Origin of the sequence: Ruminiclostridium papyrosolvens C7 (assembly GCF_000421965.1) — a bacterium.
GTDB classification, from domain to species: Bacteria; Bacillota; Clostridia; order Acetivibrionales; family DSM-1351; genus Ruminiclostridium; species Ruminiclostridium papyrosolvens_A.
This window is the reverse complement of the sequence record NZ_ATAY01000093.1, coordinates 40,193-59,513: the sequence shown is the minus strand read 5'-3', so window position 1 is coordinate 59,513 and position 19,321 is coordinate 40,193. Positions and strand designations below refer to the sequence as shown.

The 19,321-nt window shown below is 36.9% G+C and carries 13 protein-coding genes and 1 pseudogene; 3 read left to right on the top strand and 11 right to left on the bottom strand.

Annotation, left to right across the window (positions count from 1 at the left end; all coding sequences use genetic code 11):
• Positions 1-178: 178 nt before the first annotated feature.
• From L323_RS38385 to L323_RS38370, 4 genes are all read right to left on the bottom strand, one after another.
• On the bottom strand, positions 179-1,642 hold the full coding sequence (locus tag L323_RS38385) for a dockerin type I repeat-containing protein (protein ID WP_020816983.1): 1,464 nt from the start codon (positions 1,640-1,642) through the stop codon (positions 179-181).
• Between the two features lie 523 nt (positions 1,643-2,165).
• Positions 2,166-2,966 carry a hypothetical protein gene (locus L323_RS38380; RefSeq protein ID WP_020816982.1) on the bottom strand — a complete coding sequence of 267 codons (801 nt, stop codon included), beginning with the start codon at positions 2,964-2,966 and terminating at the stop codon, positions 2,166-2,168.
• A 140-nt stretch (positions 2,967-3,106) separates the two neighbouring features.
• A complete protein-coding gene (locus tag L323_RS38375) occupies positions 3,107-3,907 on the bottom strand; it encodes a sugar phosphate isomerase/epimerase family protein (RefSeq protein ID WP_020816981.1) in 801 nt (266 codons plus the stop codon).
• 104 nt (positions 3,908-4,011) lie between these two features.
• The gene (locus L323_RS38370; protein ID WP_020816980.1) at positions 4,012-7,782 is read right to left on the bottom strand and encodes a phosphoribosylformylglycinamidine synthase; all 3,771 of its coding nucleotides are present in this window, start codon (positions 7,780-7,782) and stop codon (positions 4,012-4,014) included.
• A 131-nt stretch (positions 7,783-7,913) separates the two neighbouring features.
• On the opposite strand from L323_RS38370, the gene L323_RS0121200 reads away from it, so the two are divergent.
• Positions 7,914-8,780, top strand: a complete 867-nt coding sequence (locus L323_RS0121200; protein ID WP_031342485.1) for a LysR family transcriptional regulator — start codon at positions 7,914-7,916, stop codon at positions 8,778-8,780.
• 2 nt (positions 8,781-8,782) lie between these two features.
• Here L323_RS0121200 and L323_RS38365 read toward each other — a convergent pair whose 3' ends face one another.
• Together L323_RS38365 and L323_RS38360 are read right to left on the bottom strand one after the other, a co-directional pair.
• The gene (locus tag L323_RS38365; protein ID WP_020816979.1) at positions 8,783-9,832 is read right to left on the bottom strand and encodes an HD-GYP domain-containing protein; all 1,050 of its coding nucleotides are present in this window, start codon (positions 9,830-9,832) and stop codon (positions 8,783-8,785) included.
• Positions 9,833-10,045: 213 nt separating this feature from the next.
• Positions 10,046-11,290, bottom strand: a complete 1,245-nt coding sequence (locus L323_RS38360; RefSeq protein WP_020816978.1) for a methyl-accepting chemotaxis protein — start codon at positions 11,288-11,290, stop codon at positions 10,046-10,048.
• A 335-nt stretch (positions 11,291-11,625) separates the two neighbouring features.
• Between L323_RS38360 and L323_RS38355 the strand changes: the two genes are divergently transcribed.
• Together L323_RS38355 and L323_RS38350 are read left to right on the top strand one after the other, a co-directional pair.
• Complete coding sequence (locus tag L323_RS38355; protein WP_020816977.1) at positions 11,626-12,180, top strand: helix-turn-helix domain-containing protein; 555 nt, start codon at positions 11,626-11,628, stop codon at positions 12,178-12,180.
• Positions 12,181-12,199: 19 nt separating this feature from the next.
• Positions 12,200-13,861, top strand: coding sequence for an AMP-binding protein (locus L323_RS38350; RefSeq protein ID WP_020816976.1), 1,662 nt, complete (start codon positions 12,200-12,202; stop codon positions 13,859-13,861).
• Positions 13,862-13,965: 104 nt separating this feature from the next.
• Here L323_RS38350 and L323_RS41815 read toward each other — a convergent pair whose 3' ends face one another.
• From L323_RS41815 to yhbH, 5 genes and pseudogenes are all read right to left on the bottom strand, one after another.
• Positions 13,966-14,172 carry a hypothetical protein gene (locus L323_RS41815; protein WP_020816975.1) on the bottom strand — a complete coding sequence of 69 codons (207 nt, stop codon included), beginning with the start codon at positions 14,170-14,172 and terminating at the stop codon, positions 13,966-13,968.
• 45 nt (positions 14,173-14,217) lie between these two features.
• Positions 14,218-14,487, bottom strand: a pseudogene (locus tag L323_RS42180) (methyl-accepting chemotaxis protein); the annotation flags it as partial.
• A gap of 195 nt (positions 14,488-14,682) precedes the next feature.
• On the bottom strand, positions 14,683-16,575 hold the full coding sequence (gene htpG, locus L323_RS38340) for a molecular chaperone HtpG (protein ID WP_020816974.1): 1,893 nt from the start codon (positions 16,573-16,575) through the stop codon (positions 14,683-14,685).
• Positions 16,576-16,698: 123 nt separating this feature from the next.
• Positions 16,699-18,087, bottom strand: a complete 1,389-nt coding sequence (locus L323_RS38335; RefSeq protein ID WP_020816973.1) for a SpoVR family protein — start codon at positions 18,085-18,087, stop codon at positions 16,699-16,701.
• A 36-nt stretch (positions 18,088-18,123) separates the two neighbouring features.
• Positions 18,124-19,320 carry a sporulation protein YhbH gene (gene yhbH, locus L323_RS38330; protein WP_020816972.1) on the bottom strand — a complete coding sequence of 399 codons (1,197 nt, stop codon included), beginning with the start codon at positions 19,318-19,320 and terminating at the stop codon, positions 18,124-18,126.
• Position 19,321 lies beyond the last annotated feature (1 nt).

The window sequence follows — 19,321 nt, the reverse complement described above, 5'->3', positions numbered from 1 at the left end:
TTTTTAAAAGAAAATATAAAGACAAAAACAAAATAGAATTTAGTAACACAACCATTATATTACATATTTTACGTTTGTCAAGATTTTATTTGGTAATTATTTTAGTCAAAAATAAAAAGCATGAAGAATATTCTAATCCTCCACGCCTTTTATTAGATTAAATACTTAAAAATGATAATTACTGAAGATTTGGAACAGTCCAATCAATCCATCTTGCTTTGTCAAAAGTATAAGTTTTATCTGATCTGAATACATTGGTGCTTACATTCTGTCCCAGCAGGAATTTCTGAATAAATGCCGTTACTTCGGGCTGCTGTGATGCAGGGAATACACAATGTCCGTGTCCTCCTATTGAAGAGTAACCCATATTGTCCTGTACTCCGAGTGCCTGATATATCATTCGTCCTGCTGTTGCAGTATTCCAGCAGCTTAGATTACCAAGCCACTCAAAATCAGGATTTTCTAATACAAGTAATCCACGAGGTGCACACAAGGCTTCTATTTCATGATGATCATAAGGAAGTTTTGTTGTATTATTGACAAATTGATTCAGAGCCTTTGCAAACCACACGTTCTCACCAACGATTTCTGAAAGTGTCTGAACATTCTGTCCTGCTGCCATCTGAGCATCAGCTGTTCTCCATCCTGACGCTCCTCCGTTTCCAGATTCCTGAGGAATGGTGAGAGCTATTCTCTCATCGAATGCACCTATTGCAAGTGCACCTTTTCCGTTTCGTGAACCGCCTGTTACACCTAATTTTGTTGGATTTATATTTGCTGCAGGTGTCATTTCAAGTGCATCAATAAGACGGTCAGCACCCCATGCCCATGCAATCAATGCTCCCGCATCGTATGTACTTCCGTAAAGGTCAAAAAACTTTCCTTTTCCTCTTGAGCTCCCGTCAACTTCCTGTGCAATTTCATCAGCAGGAAGAGTAATCAAAGCAACTCCCAGTTTAAGTATTTCACTGGTATTAAGAGTATTCATGTTTACACCTATCATTGCAGGATATGGTGCCTTACCTGTAGTGGGGTATTGTATTGAACATGCAAAGGATATTGTTTTACTACCTTGTTTACAAGTTATATTAATCTTGTTGCTGCTGTATGAGGCAGTAACCGATTCTGGCTTACCGGGTTTTACTCCGTATTCAAAAGCCTGAGCCAACTGGCTTATTTCATAACGACGTTGTTCCCACTGACTCTTTGTTGTAATACGCGTACCTTTTTTGGCTCCAGTCTTATACATAAATGGATCAGGAAGTTTTGCATTTGCCTGTAAGGATGAAAATGCAGGAATTGTTATGGGTTCAAGAACAGGTGGTTGGTCAACATCAGGGTCAGGTAAAGTTGCTTGACCTAAAAGATATCTCTTAATCATTGACACATCAAGTGAATCTACAGAGCCGCTCTTATCAACATCAGCGGCATTTTTTCCCTGATCACTAGGGAAAGTAGTTATTGTTCCGAGTAAATACATTTTCATTAAGGAAAGGTCTAAAGCGTCCACTGTCCTATCTCCATTAACGTCACCGTATATAAAAGCCGGTGTTGTTGCAGCTGATGTGTCAAAAGAGCCTGCAGCTGCAAAAATACAAACAAAAATTGATAAACATGCTAAAAAGGAAATTCCTTTTTTCATATCTTTTCCCCCTCTTCATTATAGTCTTCTGTTATATTTTGATATAACTTTCTCCCGGAGTGACGTTTACATACTAAATCACAAGATGTCTTCCACGGATTAATATTTATAGCTTCTTTCAACCGTATTATGAACAACCCAAAAGGCCAGCTGTTTTATCCACAACACCTGTAGGCTGACAGGCCATAAGATATATTTTTTGATTGTAGAGAAATTTTTTATTCCTTGACTATATTGAGATTAATCTGTGTAATGACTTTACATTGTTGTCTGTGTTTGATTATTAAACGAAGTGATTTTATTGCATTTGAATACATTTTATAATTGTGCTAGTCCCTGATAATATAACCGCTTGTGAAAGTTATCCGGCAAAAAATGCAACCGGATTTGCTAAATTCTTCTTATTTCACCCCCTATATTATATTTTTATTACCATGTAATAAACGTTCTCCTTATCCTTATTATACAATATTTAGCAATTTTTAGTAAAGACTTTTTATAAATATTTTTGTAAAAGCATACATTAGTATCCATCAATAGATATTTTACCCATGTCGGTTGCTGCTTTCACTTTTATATTACCGGCAATCCCAGTAAACTGATTACTTTGTAGTGTACCGTAACTGTCTACTGTAACATCCGAATCCTTAGGAAAGCTTAATTCTACATTACCGGCACCTGTCTTAAATACATACTGTGAATTATCCTGGCACTCTGCTTTTGATGATATATTTCCGGCTGTTATATTAACTGTTGAATCGCGCAAAAGCTTTCCTGAGTCAAATCGAAAGTTCCCTGTATCACCTTTCCATATGAGTTTTCCATTCATTGCCTTGATTTCAGTATTAACAGAATCAACATCTCCTGTGATATTCCCCTCAAATTTATCCTCAATTAATATAGACCCGGTGTCTTGCTTTATATATATATTCTTAATGCTACGGGGAACAGTTAACTTTATTTCCGTATAATAATCCTGAGGCCTTTTAATTTTACCGGCGTAAGAGACGGTAATAAATGTTGTTTTTTCTTTTTGACTCGATTTAACAGAATATTTTTTCAATAGTATCTTAAGGTCTTCATCTGATTTATTCCCGCGGACAACATGTTTTGCTTCATATTTGATTTCATCATTATCCCAGCAGTATATTTGCAGATTTCCTGAATCTATGTTGATATTAAGTGTCTTTATTGACTTATTTACCTTAACCACACCGTTATTATAGCTATATGTACTGTGTTTAGGAAACACTGTTTTTTCGTTGCCGCAGCTGCTTAATATAATAAATGCAGCCATTACCAGACACAAGGGTATTCTTTTCATGATATCACTCCTGCAAGTCATAATGTTGCAAGAATAATAACATATTACCTTACATTTAAACAATTATTTCCTAATTTGCATTATAAAAGGGGCTGTTTCAAAACTAATTTTGTTTTGAACAGCCCCTGATTTTATAAATATCATATTATACTTTTCAAATACCCTGCAAAGTGAGCAAAAACGATACCCGGTTCCTCAAGGTCAAGACACCATCTTTTTACCCATTCAAGGGAGACATATCCGTTATAGCCGTTTTCATTGAGAAGTTCAACAGCAGCCTTCACCGGAATATCACCGTAACCGGTCATTTTGTACTTAATGGTACCATCAACGACTATAGAATCCTTGATGTGTACGAAACATATGTGTTCCTTCAAATTACCGTATGTGTATTCCAACGATTCATTAAAAAACCTGACAGGGTGATGTATATCCCAAAGCACTCCAACACTGTCAGAGTTAACTTTATTCAGCAATGCTTTCATAACCTTTGAATCGGCAAATACACCGTTGGTTTCCACTAATAATTTGACACCTTTTCCATTTGCCTCAGCTGCAAGAATTTTAAGGCTTTCAGCAACAAAATCAATGTCTATTTCAGACGGTTGCGGCTGAGCATCACCTAAAACCCGTACATAAGGTGTACCAAGCTTTTGAGCTAAATCAATATAATCAATACCTTCTTTTATATGTTTATCTATATTAGCCTTGTCAAATAAAAAACAAGCTGAAGTCAAGCATGGTATTTCAAGACCTATTTTATTTAATTTTTTCTTAGTCAAATCAATATTGTCGTTTGAAAAATGTTTTACTTTTGGTACATAAAGTTCATTGCCGATACCTCTGACTTCTATACCGTCAAAACCTATATCCTTTGCAGTTGAAAGCATATCCTCCCAACTCCATCCCGGACAGCCCAATGTGGAAAACGAAATCTTCATAATAGCCACCTCCGAATATAACTGCTTTTTTTCATGATAACACGTTTTCTTTGGGCTGTCATCAGTTTTGCCATTATTTGTACCCGCTATGATTTATTCAAATATTACCCAAAATACTCGATTCCGGCTTGGAATATTTTCTGGTCTTTTTCACCTGGTACATTTTTGTACAGGTTTGTACCTATTCTTTCGGAATGTCCCATCTTACCGAAAACTCTACCATCGGGGCTTGTAATACCTTCTATTGCATTTATTGAGCCGTTAGGATTGTGTGCTATATCATAAGTGGGCTTTCCATTTAGGTCAACATACTGTGTTGCTATTTGTCCATTTGCTTCCAGTGCGGCCATAACATCACTGCTTGCAGTAAACCGTCCTTCACCGTGAGATATTGCTACTGTATGAATATCACCAACCTTTACGTTGTTGAGCCATGGTGAAAGGTTTGATGCTATTATTGTTTTAACAAGACTGGATTGATGTCGTCCTATTGTATTAAAGGTCAGTGTAGGACATGCCTCGTCAATTTCTCTTATTTCACCGAATGGAAGAAGTCCTAACTTAACAAGTGCCTGGAATCCGTTACAAATACCTAAAACCAATCCGTCCCTGTTTTTCAGAAGCTTCATGACAGCTTCACTGACAACAGGATTTCTGAAAGCTGTGGCAATAAATTTACCTGATCCTTCAGGTTCGTCGCCGGCACTGAAACCTCCGGGAATCATGATTATCTGAGAATTATCTATCAGTGTTTCCATTCTCTTTATAGACTCTTCAATGTCATTATGGGTCATGTTCTTTATTACCAGTGTTTCTACGATTCCCCCGGCATTTTCAAATACCTTTTTGGTATCGTATTCACAATTTGTTCCCGGAAATACAGGAATAAATACTCTTGGCTTTGCAATCTTTACAGAAGGTTTTACTTTTGTTTTTGCTTCATAACTGTATGCAACTACATTTTTCTGTTCTTCCATTACCCTTGTAGGAAAGACCTTTTCTAAAGGCTCCTGCCATTTAGCCGCAAGCTCATTAAGTTCAATTGAAGTTCCGTTTATATTAATTTTACAATTGTCTGTGGTAACACCCAATACAGTGTATCTGAGTCCTTCCAGAACTTTTGTCAAATCTATGTTTTCAGGTATTTCAAGGATTAAAGAACCATAGAACGGTTTAAACAGAAGTGAAACATCCGTTATGCCTTCAAGCTTAAATCCTATCATATTTCCAAATGCCATTTTGCTGATTATTTCTGCAATACCGCCTGCTCTTACCGAGCTTGCAGAAAGTATAGCTTTTTCTATGGAAAGCTTATTGACACGACTGTATACTTTGTCAAGCTCATCAAAATCAGGAAGCATATTATCGTCAAGTTTTACTTTAAGGAGTACAACCTTGCTTCCTACAGCTTTGAATTCGTTTGAAACTACATTTTCAACATTGACTGTGTTTACGGCAAAGGAAACCAATGTCGGCGGAACATCCATGTCCATAAAGCTTCCTGACATACTGTCCTTTCCGCCGATAGCTGCCGTTCCCAGCTTCATCTGTGCATAGTACGCACCAAGTAAAGCGCTTAATGGTTTTCCCCAACGCTTTGCATCTTTTCCGGGCTTTTCAAAATACTCCTGTAGTGTCAGCCTTGCTTTGCTGTAATCACCGCCCATAGCAACTATTTTTGCAATTGATTCTACAACCGCATATACTGCTCCATGAAAAGGACTCCATTTTGATATGTCAGGATTGTATCCAAAGGACATAAGTGTCCCGGTTGATGTATCACCTTCCATAAGAGGCAGCTTTGCAGCCATACCTTCCGCAGGAGTAAGCTGAGTTTTTCCACCGAAAGGCATAAGTACTGTATTTGCACCTATTGTTGAGTCAAATCTTTCAATCAATCCTTTTTGGCTGCATCTGTTAAGATTTTGCAGATTATTAACCCAGTATTCTTTTAGACTTTCTATCTCTATTTCATTACATTCATCAAAATATGTTATTTCATTTGGTGCTGAAATCTCTATGTCTATACGTTGCTTTGCACCGTTTGAATTCAGGAACTCACGGCTTAAATCAACTATTTGCTTTCCTCTCCATGACATTTTAAGTCTTGGTTCTGCCTTTACTTCCGCAACAACAACTGCTTCCAAGTTTTCTTCTGCTGCATGGCCTATAAATTTTTCCACATCGCAAGCGGCAACAACAACTGCCATACGCTCCTGTGACTCTGAAATTGCCAGTTCCGTTCCGTCCAAACCTTCATATTTCTTTGGTACTGCGTCAAGATTTATTTCAAGACCATCTGCCAATTCTCCAATTGCAACGGAAACACCGCCTGCACCAAAGTCATTACATCTTTTTATCAATGTACTTACATCAGGATTTCTGAATAAACGCTGTATTTTTCTCTCTGTAGGAGCATTACCCTTCTGAACCTCAGCGCCGCATGTCATGAGAGATTCTTCAGTATGTGCCTTTGATGAACCGGTTGCTCCTCCACAGCCGTCTCTTCCTGTTCTTCCTCCTAGAAGCACTATCTTATCTCCTGCCTCCGGCTGCATCCTTACAACGTTTTTTCTTGGTGCTGCACCGATTACGGCACCGATTTCCATTCTTTTTGCAACATATCCCTCGTCGTAAATTTCAGCTACTTGTCCGGTAGCCAGACCAATCTGATTCCCGTATGAACTGTATCCTGAAGCGGCTCCGGTAGTTATTTTCTTCTGTGGGAGCTTTCCTTGTATAGTATCTTCAAGCTTTGTTCTGGGGTCGCCGCTTCCTGTTACCCTCATTGCCTGATATACATAAACTCTTCCGGACAACGGGTCTCTGATAGCTCCTCCCAGACATGTTGCAGCTCCACCAAAAGGCTCTATTTCAGTAGGATGGTTGTGTGTCTCATTTTTAAACATTACAAGCCACTCTTCATTTTTTCCGTTTACATCTGCATTAACAACAATACTGCATGCATTTATTTCATCTGATAGGTCAAGGTCGTTTAGTTTTCCTTGTTTTTTCAATGCTTTCATTGCCATAAGTGCTACATCCATAAGGCATATGTCCTTGTCGTTACGGTCCTTGTAAATATCCTCTCTTTTTTCAATGTAGTCCTTATAGGTCTCTTCAATGATTTCTGTAAATCTGCCTTTTTCAAACTTAACACTGTCAATGCAAGTTAGAAAGGTTGTATGTCTGCAGTGATCCGACCAGTAAGTGTCTATCATTCTCATTTCTGTAACTGAAGGGTCACGCTTCTCAGTATTTTTAAAGTAGCTCTGGCAGAAAACTATGTCGTCAAAGGACATTGCAAAGCCCATTTCCCTTAGAAGCTCAGAAAGTTGTTTTTCATCCATTGATGTAAATCCGTTAAGAGTAGCAACATCTTCCGGCTGCTCAACCTGAGATTTAAGGGTTTCAGGTTTTGCCATCTTTGCTTCCCTGCTTTCAACGGGATTTATATAGTATTTTTTTATTGAATTGAATTCTTCCTCAGTAATGCTGCCTTCTAAAACAATTACTCTGGCAGTGTTTATATCAGGTCTGTCGCCTTGTGTTAAAAGCTGTATGCATTGGGCAGCTGAATCAGCCCTTTGATCGTATTGTCCCGGAAGATATTCAACTGCAAAAGCTTTGCAGTTTGAAGGAATTTCATACTCCTCATCATATGCAAAATCAACTGTTGGTTCAGAAAAGATAGTATTTCTTGCCAACTGATATTCAGAATCACTTATGCCTTCCACATCATATCTGTTTACTATCTTTAAAGAATTTAATGATTTTATTCCCAGCGTTTCTCTCAAGTCCTTCAAAAGTCCCTGTGCTTCAACGTCATAAGGATGTCTCTTTACAACAAATAATCTTTTTACAGTACTTTTCATTTGGCAGTCCCCCTAATATATATAAATTCATTCGAATAATCTTTCTAATTGTAATTATATTATGATAAAATATATTAGTAAAATTAATATATTTAATACATTATATTAGGAGTACTTATGGATATTAACTTTTGAATTGTATAAAATATTTTATCACTGTGCTGAAAATAAAAAGCTTTTCAGAGGCAGCACGCAAACTCTTTATAACACAGTCAGCAGTAAGTCAGTCTGTCAAGAGCCTTGAAAAGCAGCTGGGAGTAACTTTATTCCACAGAAAGTCGAGAAATATCCAACTGACAAATGAAGGCGAGCTTCTTTTCAGTTATGTTTCTCAGGCCTATAACTTTTTGAAAACTGCCGAAGAAAAGCTTCAGGAATTTGAAGGCCTCACTGCCGGCGAAATTCGAATAGGAGTAAGCGATTCAATCTGTAAATACTTCATAATGCCATATATAAAAAAATTCGGACAAATGTACCCGAATATTATGGTTAAGGTTATCAACAGAACTACTCCCCAACTACTGGACGTTTTAAAAGGAGGCCTTATAGATATTGCCATTTCTACTCTGCCGGTTAACCAAAATATGTTTAATGCAGTCCCTTTTATTTTTGTTCAGGATATATTTGTAGCATCAGATAAGTTTAAAGAATTAAAAGAAAGGGAAATAACCTTGCAAGAATTGAACGGATATCCTCTTGTATTATTGCAGTCGGACAGTTCAACCAGGAAATCTGTTGATCGCTTCTTTCAAAGCCAAGGCCTAACATGTTCTCCTGAAATAGAGCTGGAAAGTCTTGACCTTCTGGTCGAATTCGCAAAAATAGGTACAGGAATAGCCTGTGTACTAAAAGAAAGTGCTGTGGATGCAATAAAATCGGGTGATTTATTCAAGATTATAACAAAAGAACCCCTACCTCCAAGAAGTATAGGGGTTGTCACTATGAAAAACGTGGTGTTATCTAAAGCAGTGAAAACTTTTATAAGTGAACTGATATAAAACTATAGCAGTTCACTTATAAGTGCTTCTTTTTCCTTTGCAAAGTCAACAAAATCCTCGTTTATTTTTACAACGGGAGCATATGCACAAGAACTTGGAACGTATACTACTTCCCCAATTTCGCCGTTGTCCAGCTTTACCTTTGACCCGATATAATACCTTGGCATATTATCAAACATTACACCCATTACCATAGGGTCAACAATATCGTACCCTATTTTCTCCATCTCCTTGAATGCTGAGAATGGTGTCTGCTTTTCTTTGTAAACCCTTTCGGACGTTATTGCATCAAATATATCTGCAGCCGTAATTATTTTTGCATAAAGATTCTTTTTATTGCCCTGAATCCCGAATGGATAACCTGTACCGTTTTCCTTTTCGTGATGCAATATAACTGCCCTTTTTATTTCCATTGAAATTTCAGGAATGCTTTTTATAATATCATACCCGTAAATGGGATGCCTTTTTATAATCTCAAACTCATTTTCGTTAAGTGGACCCTTTTTATTTATAATTTCTGTAGATATCTTGGATTTGCCTATGTCATGCAAAAGACCTGCCATGGCAAGATCCTTAACCTGCAATTTGCTCAGGTTCATCCACTTACCCAATAGCATTGCATAAAATGCAACATTTACAGAATGTGAATATGTATATTGATCGGCTACTTTAATTGAATTGATACATTCAATTATTGAATTTACGTCTCCAAGTCTCTCATAGATATTATCTGTAATGGTTCTTACATTATTAATATCCAGTTGCTTACCTATTGCCAGGTCACGCAATATTGCCTTGGTAGCATTAACATCCTCAATATATTGTTTCTGGCTGTCACTAATACTCATATCTGAAAGATATTCGTTGCCAAGAATTGAATGAGACCTGTATATGGTTACTCTTTCAACCCTAAAGGCTTTTAGTTTTTTGATAATATGCTCTGATATCAATGTATCAGACGGAACTATCATGTTCCCTCCACGGGTATAAACATCGTCAGCCAAAATACTATCCATAATGTCTTTACTTACTTTTACATATTCTCTTTCCACATTAGCACCTACTTTTATTTATTATAAAGGGTATAAAATTCTAAGTAAGGAAACCTCTTTATATTATACTATCATTTTACAAAATAGTCAGCTAGTTTTTTTTATGGCTATTTACAGCGGTTTTGGCCAGTAAATATTTCCCAAAAAAGCCGCACTGACAATAGTATTATGGTTAACCTTATCAGATGCGGCTTTTAAATTTGTATTTTTCATTTATAATGTGAACTTTGATACTTGATCCTTCAGCTTTTTGGAAGCAACAAGATTATCCTGAGTAGAAATTTTTACATTTACAAAGTGTTCGACAACCTCAGCTGTTTTAACTGTAATAACTTCAACTCCTTCTGCACTTTCATTTACACTGGAAGTAACCTGTTCCAAAGCAGTAACAATGTTTGCAATGGAATTATTCATAGCCTTTGCAGAGTCATTAAATTCATTCATTATCTTACTGAACTGTGCTGAATCGTTATAGTACTGCTCGCCTGTATCAATAAGCTTTTTATAGTCGTTTAATACTTCCTTGTCTACGAATTCCAGAAGTACTCCCGCACTGTCAGTCAATGCACCTACTGATTCATTTACGGTCTTTACTATATTCTTAATATCAGCTGCGGTTTTTGAAGACTGGTCTGCAAGCTTTCTTATCTCATCTGCTACCACAGCAAAACCTTTTCCAGCTTCGCCCGCTCTTGCTGCTTCTATAGCCGCATTAAGTGAAAGCAGATTTGTCTGTTCCGTTATCTGAAGTATAGCCTGAGCGAGCTGGTCAATGTGAGAAACCTCTCCAGCCTTATCAATTGCTCCCTGAAGCTGCTGTTTAACTTCAAGGTATACATTATTTGCGTTCTCTGCTGATAGTACAGCACTTTCCTTTATTTCACTTGCCTTAATACTGACTTCATTTGCTGTTTGTGCCCCTTCCTCTGAATTCTGGGCAATAAGATTAATATTTTTCTTTATTTCCTGAGTACTGAAATTAATCTGATGAGATGTAGCGGCTGATTCCTGCATTGATGCTGATATGTGCTCTGTAGTTGTTAATGTATCATCTGCTTTTTCTTTTAAGTTTTCGGTCATTCTTTCTACTTGCTGAGAATTTTCAATAACTTTTTCAGATGCATTAGCCATGAGCCCAAGTATCTCCCTCAATGAACCCCTCATAGTTGAAAGGTTTCTTGCAAGAAAACCTATTTCATCCTTTCTACCTTTTATTCGGTTATATGTTTGGTCATGTGATAAATCAAAATTCGCAGTTCGTTCAACAACCCGTGAAAGCACTTTGATAGGCATGGTAAGAGAAAAAGTAAGCCACAATCCTATCGCAACAGCAAATACACAGAATATTGCCGTAATTATATAAACAGGAAAATCATAAATACTATATAAGGCTGTCCCACCGCCGACAATAATTATGCAACCGATTACAATACACAGTATCTTTTTGCCTATAGACATGTTTTTCGCCCCCAGTAAGTTTATAGATAAAATAAAACACAAGTTCATAGTATCATATTATTTGAATAAATTCCATATTATTAAAGATACTTTTACTATTTTCAACTATGATGGAATTTTGTATGAAAAAAAGCAGAAAACATTAAAAATTTATGTTCAAAAGGTTCTTTACGGTATATATTTACCAAATCAAATGTGCTAACATAGTTTAATGATTGATGTATTGAATTTAGTACATATCTTCCAGCTTTTTTTGCAACTATTCACTGTTTTTATGATATTATTTTGTTGTAAGACTATTTATTTAACTACATAAAACATGGGAAGGTGATTATATGTCTGAACAAATCAGATTAATTGCTTCACGAATAAAAGAGTTAAGAGAAATATCTGAAATTACTGTTGAAGCACTTGCAGCAGAGCTCAAAATTTCTGAAGAAGCTTATAGGTCATATGAAAGCGGTGAAACCGATATTCCGGTAAGTTTTCTTTATCAAATAGCAAATAAGTTTAATGTTGAACTTTCAGCAATAATTACGGGAGATGCTCCAAAACTTCACACTTATCAGCTTGTTCGGGATGGAAAAGGTGTAAGTGTTGAAAGACGCGAACATTATAAATATCACAGCCTTGCTTACAATTTTGTCGGGAAAAAGGCTGAGCCTTTTGTAGTAACTGTAGAGCCGGAGGTTGCCGATTCACCTGTACACTTTAATTCCCATAAAGGACAGGAATTTAACTATATTATAGAAGGAACTCTGAAAATAATAATTAATGGACGCGAGCTTGTTATGAATGAAGGAGATTCAGTTTATTTTGATTCTTCAGCAAGTCATGGAATGAAAGCTATGAATGGTAAAAAAGCCAGATTTCTGGCAATTATTCTTTAGGTATCAGGGGGAGTAAGTAATGTTGGAAAAATACTTATCTCGGGTAGACTTTACATCTTATGATGATTTTTACGAGAACTTTAAAATAAATATACCTGAGAACTTTAATTTTGCATATGACGTTGTTGATGAATATGCAAAGGCAACGCCAGATAAGGTAGCAATTGTATGGTGTGACAAATCGGGAGCCGAAGCAACCTTCACATTCGGTCAGCTAAAAGAGTATAGCGATAAGACAGCCAACTTTTTTAAGTCATTGGGTATTAAAAGGGGCGACCCTGTAATGCTTATACTAAAAAGACGATACGAGTTCTGGTTCTGTATTCTGGCTCTGCATAAACTGGGTGCCGTTACAATTCCGGCAACTCATCTGCTCACTTCAAAGGATATAGTTTATAGGGCTAATGCAGCAGATATAAAAATGATCGTTTGTGTTAACGAACCAGAGGTTGTAAAGCATATAGAAGATTCCGAAAGCAAAACACCGACCGTAAAATATAAGGCATTGATTGATGGTACCAAGGATGGCTGGTTGGATTTTTCATCCGGCATTGATGAAGCTTCCAGCGAATTTCAAAGGCCGGAGGGAGATTCGGGTTCACACAACAGTGACATATCATTGCTGTACTTTACCTCGGGTACTACAGGTATGCCAAAGATGGTTCAGCATGATTACGAATATCCTTTGGGACATATCCTTACCGCCAGATACTGGCAGAATGTTTCTGAAGGCGGCCTGCATCTGACAGTTGCCGATACTGGCTGGGCTAAAGCTGTATGGGGCAAAATATATGGCCAATGGTTATCAGGCTGTGCCGTGTTTGTATATGACTTTGATAAGTTTGTTCCAAAGGAACTGCTTGAGGTTATATCAAAGCACCATGTTACTTCTTTTTGTGCTCCTCCTACAATTTACAGATTTTTTATAAAAGAAGACCTCTCGAAGTTTGACCTGAGCAGTCTTAAATACTGCACTGTTGCAGGAGAACCTCTCAATCCGGAGGTATACAGCCAATTTTACAAGGCTACCGGCATAAAGCTAATGGAAGCTTTCGGTCAGACAGAATTGACTGTTACAGTAGGTACTTTCCCATGGATGGAACCAAAGCCGGGGTCAATGGGTAAGCCGTCTCCGGGATATGATATAGACCTTCTTGATGACAACGGAAATTCATGTCAGGATGGTGAAGAAGGCCAGATTGTTGTTAGGACCACTAAAAGGAAACCTGCCGGTATGTTCGGTGGATACTACAGAGATGAAGCCCTTACTAAGAGTGTATGGCATGATGGTATTTATTATACAGGCGATATGGCATGGCGTGATGAAGACGGCTATTTCTGGTTTGTAGGCAGAGCTGACGATGTAATTAAAAGCTCAGGTTACAGAATCGGGCCTTTTGAGGTTGAAAGTGCTTTGCTTGAACATCCTGCAGTTCTGGAATGTGCCATAACTGCTGTTCCTGACCCTATCAGAGGTCAGATTGTAAAAGCTACCGTTATACTTGCTAAGAACTATACTCCAAGTGACGAATTGGTGAAGGAACTTCAGGATCATGTAAAGAGGGTTACGGCACCTTACAAATATCCAAGAATTATTGAGTTTGTAAATGAGCTTCCAAAAACAATCAGCGGTAAGATAAGACGTGTTGAAATAAGACAGACAGATAAAGATAATAAATAGAATCAATTTAAAATACCACTTCAGCTAAGAATTATCTTTTAGCTAGAGTGGTATTTTTATTAATAGCCGATATTAGTATAACAAAATTCATTGAAATAAAAGAGCTATAAATTCTGAATCATTGAGCTTAGTTCACTGCTAAGTATATTTATATCCTTTATAGATAGACCTATCTTAACTATATCACTGTTTTCCCTCTGTACAGTTGAAACAACTTCCTGTGTTGAAGCAGCATTTTCTTCTGAAATGCAAGCTACATTTTCTACCTGTTCCTTAATAATAATAAAACTATCTGATATTTTTTCAATCATTTTTGCTTCATCCAGTAAGGACTGATTAGTTCTATTAAACACCTTTTTAAACTCAGTAAAGTAGGAAGATACATCATTAGTCAGCTTTTCTCCCTCTTTAACAGCATTATATCCGTTAACAGATGATTCTACCGCAGTTTCTGTTTGTAATGAAATATCTTTTATAACTACGTTAATATCTTTTACTATCTTTGTACTTCCCTCTGCCAGTTTTCTGACCTCCGCAGCTACTACTACAAATCCTTTTCCCTGTTCTCCTGCTCTTACTGCTTCAATTGATGCATTTAATGCTAATAAATTAGTCTGTTCAGCTATTTGATTTCGTGTTAATTAAAATATTTAATTTATTAAAATTATATCATATAATAGTACTTTTTAAACAATTTTCGGCAAAATTTTACAATATTTTTAACTATGTTTTAAAAGGACAGAAATACTAAAATATTATTATCATATAAAAACCCGGATAGCGGTTAAATACCATCCGGGTTTTTGTTTGCTGTTTTTTAATTAAAGAACCTTCATCAATATCTCATTACTTCTTTGTATAAATTTGGCCATTGCATCCGGCCCCAAAGTCTGGTGACTCATCATGGCTAAATCATATATATGTTCGCTTACCAGCTTTACATCTTCTTTTCTTTCATCCTTTTCCTTTAAATCAAGTAATGCTTTTACAAGTTTATTTGAAGAATTCAATACAAGAGTCTGTTCTTTTGGGAACATATGACCCATATCCATTCCTCCGAACATCTTGCTCATTTCCTGCATTCTTCTGGACTGCTCGGACAGCAGTACTACAGCCGGTATAGTTTCATTTTTCAAGGATTCAACCTGTATTTTAAGTTTTTCATCATTTACCGTTTCCTTGAATAAACTCTCCAAATAACTTACATCAGCTTCAGGAATGCCTGTGTTCTCCTGCTTCATGCTTGCAGAAATATCAGCATCTATTCTGTTAAACTGCAAGCCTGCTCCTTTGCTTTCAAGGAGTGACATAAAGTGATTGTCAATCATGTTTGTAAGTATTACCGCTTCCATTCCGTTTTCATTAAATAGCTTGATATACTGAGCCTGCTGATTTTCATCAGAAACGTAGAATACTTTATTTTCGTGCTTATCCTTGTTGTTTTCAAGATATTCCTTGAGAGTAGTGTAGCCTCCCTTGGTTGACTTGAAAATTAGGACATCCTTAACTCTGTCGTAGAATTTTTCTTCACGTAAGCAGCCATACTTAACGAATGGATTTATGTCATCCCAGTATTTGTTATAGTTTTCACGGTCATTCTCAAATATGGACGTAAGCTTGTCTGCAACCTTCTTTGTTATGTGAGTGGAAATCTTGTTAACATAACCATCGTTCTGCAAGAAACTTCTTGAAACATTCAATGGCAAATCAGGACAATCCAGTACACCTTTTAATAACAGTAGGAATTCAGGAATTACTTCTTTTATATTGTCAGCCACAAATACCTGATTGTAGTAAAGCTTTATCTGCCCTTCGTTAGTCTCAAATTCGTGTTTGAGCTTAGGGAAATAAAGTATACCTTTGAGGTTAAACGGATAATCCATATTCAAATGTATCCAGAAAAGCGGTTCATTAAAGTCATGGAACACTTTTGAGTAGAACTGTTTATACTCTTCGTCTGTGCAGTCCTTTGGATTTTTAAGCCAAAGAGGCTGTGTATCATTTAAAGGTTCAGGCTTTTTAGGCTCTGCAGCTGGAGTCTCTTCGCCTTCTTTTGTTTCTTCTTTCTTCTCTTCTACCTTTGCAGCATCCTCAAGATATAGTTCATATGGTAGGAAGGCAAAATATTTTTCGAGGGTAGTTCTCATCGTGTATTCTTCTGTAAATTCCAGACTGTCATCAGCCAGATAGAGAGTTATTGTTGTTCCTCTCTCATTCCTGTCAGAATCTGACATTTCAAATTCTGTTCCTCCATCACTTACCCACCTTACAGCAGCTGCATCTTTCTGATATGAGAGAGTGTCAATCTGGACACGCTGTGATACCATAAATGCCGAATAAAATCCCAGACCGAAGTGACCTATGATTTGTCCGTCGTCTGACTTGTCCTTGTATTTTTCAAGAAAATCGACTGCTCCTGAAAAAGCAATCTGATTGATATATTTTTTTACCTCTTCCTCTGTCATTCCCAATCCGTTATCTATTACTTTTATGGTCTTATCATTTTTATTGACAATGACCTTTATTTCAAATTTATTACCTTCGGGTAGTTCGGCTTCTCCCATAGCATCAAGTTTTTTCATTTTGCTAATGGCATCACTTGCATTTGACACAAGTTCTCTAATAAATATGTCCTTTTCAGAGTACAACCACTTTTTAATTATTGGAAATATATTTTCCGTATTTATTGAAATACTTCCGCTTTCGTGTTTCATAATATTACCTCCACTTCATTTTTTACACTATTAATAATATAACTCGAATAGTGTAAAGTTTCAAGTATTTTTTAGCACTCAATCAACAAGAGTGCTAACAAATTTTGTGAAAGTGGCTCTATCTCAAGTGTACAGCGATATTCTTTTCATTTCATCACATGCTATATTTTTCTTCTTTTCCTCCAGGTGTGTAGTCAGTACGACTTTACCCTTCCACAAATCCACAAGATGTTTAAGTGTTTCATAAGCGTAACTCAATTCCAGTTCACGCCCGTCGAATTCGTGTTCCAGAACTAAAGTATTCTCCTTTGGGCTCCATTCGGTTACTTTTATTGTTGGAATACTCCCAATACCCACTGTATCACACAAAGTATCTCTTACCTTTTTCCAGCCCTCATCATCTGAAACCTCTGAAATCATGTAATCGTTTCCCGTGGCTATATATTCAAAGAGATTCATTTCACCGCACAGTTCCTGCGTCAGGTATCTTCTGATAAAAGATTGATCTCTCTCGTTTTCCCTTACCTCAAATATCTTATCTTTACCCTGTGTATTATATAGGTTCTCAATGATTTTAAATCCTATGAAATACGGATTTATACTTGATTTTAAAGGCCTGATTACCTCATTGTGTTTTCTTAGGAATTCAAAATGCATATTCTGAGGAAGTTCAAGCTTGTTTAATATGGTATAATGCCAGAAACTTGCCCAACCCTCATTCATTATTTTTGTTTCAATCTGCGGGATAAAGTACCGAGCTTCTTCTCTTACAATAGACAGTACATCCTTTTCCCAATCCTGCAAACGACCATATTCTGCAATAAAGCTCAGTATGTCCTCCTGAGGCTCCTCCGGTATTTTTATTTCCTGACTGCCAGCCTCAGTGTCATCCTTACTTTCATTTCCTGAGTATCTGTCAAGGTTCGGAAAAGCAGATTTATGTTCAGTTAAAGCGGATTTTGATTCCTCTTTTTGCTTTTTATTATTGTGGAAGTCAATTATCCTTTCAGTTTGCAGCTTTACGGCATGTGCTGCATTAAGAATCTTTTCAACTTTTCCATAACCGATGCTTGGGTCAGAAATATAATCACGTATCCGGTTGGCATGGTTTTTAAAGGTTTCTACGGCATACTCAGCCTTGGTTCCTTTATTGAAAAGCCTGTTATTTTTGAAAAAATCATTATGTGCATATACATGTGCTATTGTAAGTATCTGAATAAGAAGTGAATTATCCTTCATCAGGTAAGCAATACATGGGTTGGAGTTTATAACCATTTCATATGGAAGTCCTGTTAGATTATATTTGTGTAGAGTTTTAATCCTTTCAAAGGATTTTCCGTAACTCCAGTGAGGATAGTGGGATGGCATTCCTACGTATGATTCATAGCCTATCATATCTTCATAGTTTATTATTTCAAATTCCTGATTATAAAAGTTCAGGCCACTTTCCACCGCTATTTTTTCTATACGCTCATTCCAGTATTCCAGCTCCTTTAAACTAAAATCCGCCATAGGCTTTTTATTCCTCCCGATTTATTCAATATTTATCTAATTTAAAATCGCCTTCTCGTCCCTGTCGCTTACTTTATCAAGGAGCTTTTTAAGTGCCGGAAGGACATCCTCTTTTTTGTTGATATTAATAGCTGCAAAGTTCTTACTTTTAATCTTGGTCTGAAATTCGTTTTTTATGGTACTGCCTATATTGTAATAACCGGGTACTATTTCTCCATAGCCGAACAGGTTGCATACCTCACATAGCTTGTTAGCACTTTCAACTGCTTTTTTATTATCTTCAGACCAGTTGTCTCCGTCACTACAGTGGAAAGCATAAATGTTCCAGTTGGCAGGACTGTATCTTTCAGTAATAATTTCCAAAGCTTTATCATACCCGCTACTGATGTAGGTTCCACCGGATTCACCCCGGTGGAAAAACTCTCTTTCGTTTACTTCCTTTGCAGTTGTTGTGTGAGCTATAAAAACAACATCCACGTTGGCATATTTCAGTCGCAGGAATTGATATAAAAGGAAATAAAAGCTTCTTGCCAGATATTTTTTTGTTTGATCCATGGAACCCGAAACATCCATAATACACAGAACAACTGCATTATAATCTCTTTTGTTATCCTCTTTGATTCTGTAGTACCTTAAATCTTCCTCAATAAACGGAAACCTTTCTTCACCTTCCTCTTTATCATATGTAGTATCCTCTCCATCTTCAGACCTTTTGGAGGCTTGTTTGCGCTTTATTTTCTCAATAACGGAGCGTTTTTTGGCAAGTCTCGGAGGAATACCTTTGTGCTGGTAACCAAGCTTTCTGTAGCTTTTTTCCTCCAACTGGGATAGCTGCTTTTTATCAATATCAGGAAGGTTCATGTCATCAAAAAGGTATTTTATTACCTCCTCAATGGTTATCTCCGTTTCATAAACATCTTCTCCCTCCTGATTTCCAGCACCTCCCTTACCTTTTCCTTCCTGTGCCTCCCCAGCAAATTTATCGCCCCTTTTTTCATTGCCGTCACCTGCCCCTACGCCGGGCTTGGATTTGCCATATATAAACTGGAATTCCTTTATTCCTTTTATGGGAATCTTGATTTTCTTATCCTTACTTTTGCCTATTATACTTTCTTCTGCAATAATACTGCCTAAATTCTTCTTTATGGATTCCTCAACAAGTTCCCTGTGTCTCCTTCTGTCTTCGGCTGACCTGTCTTTACCGATGTTACTGCAGTCTCTGAAAATAGCCATA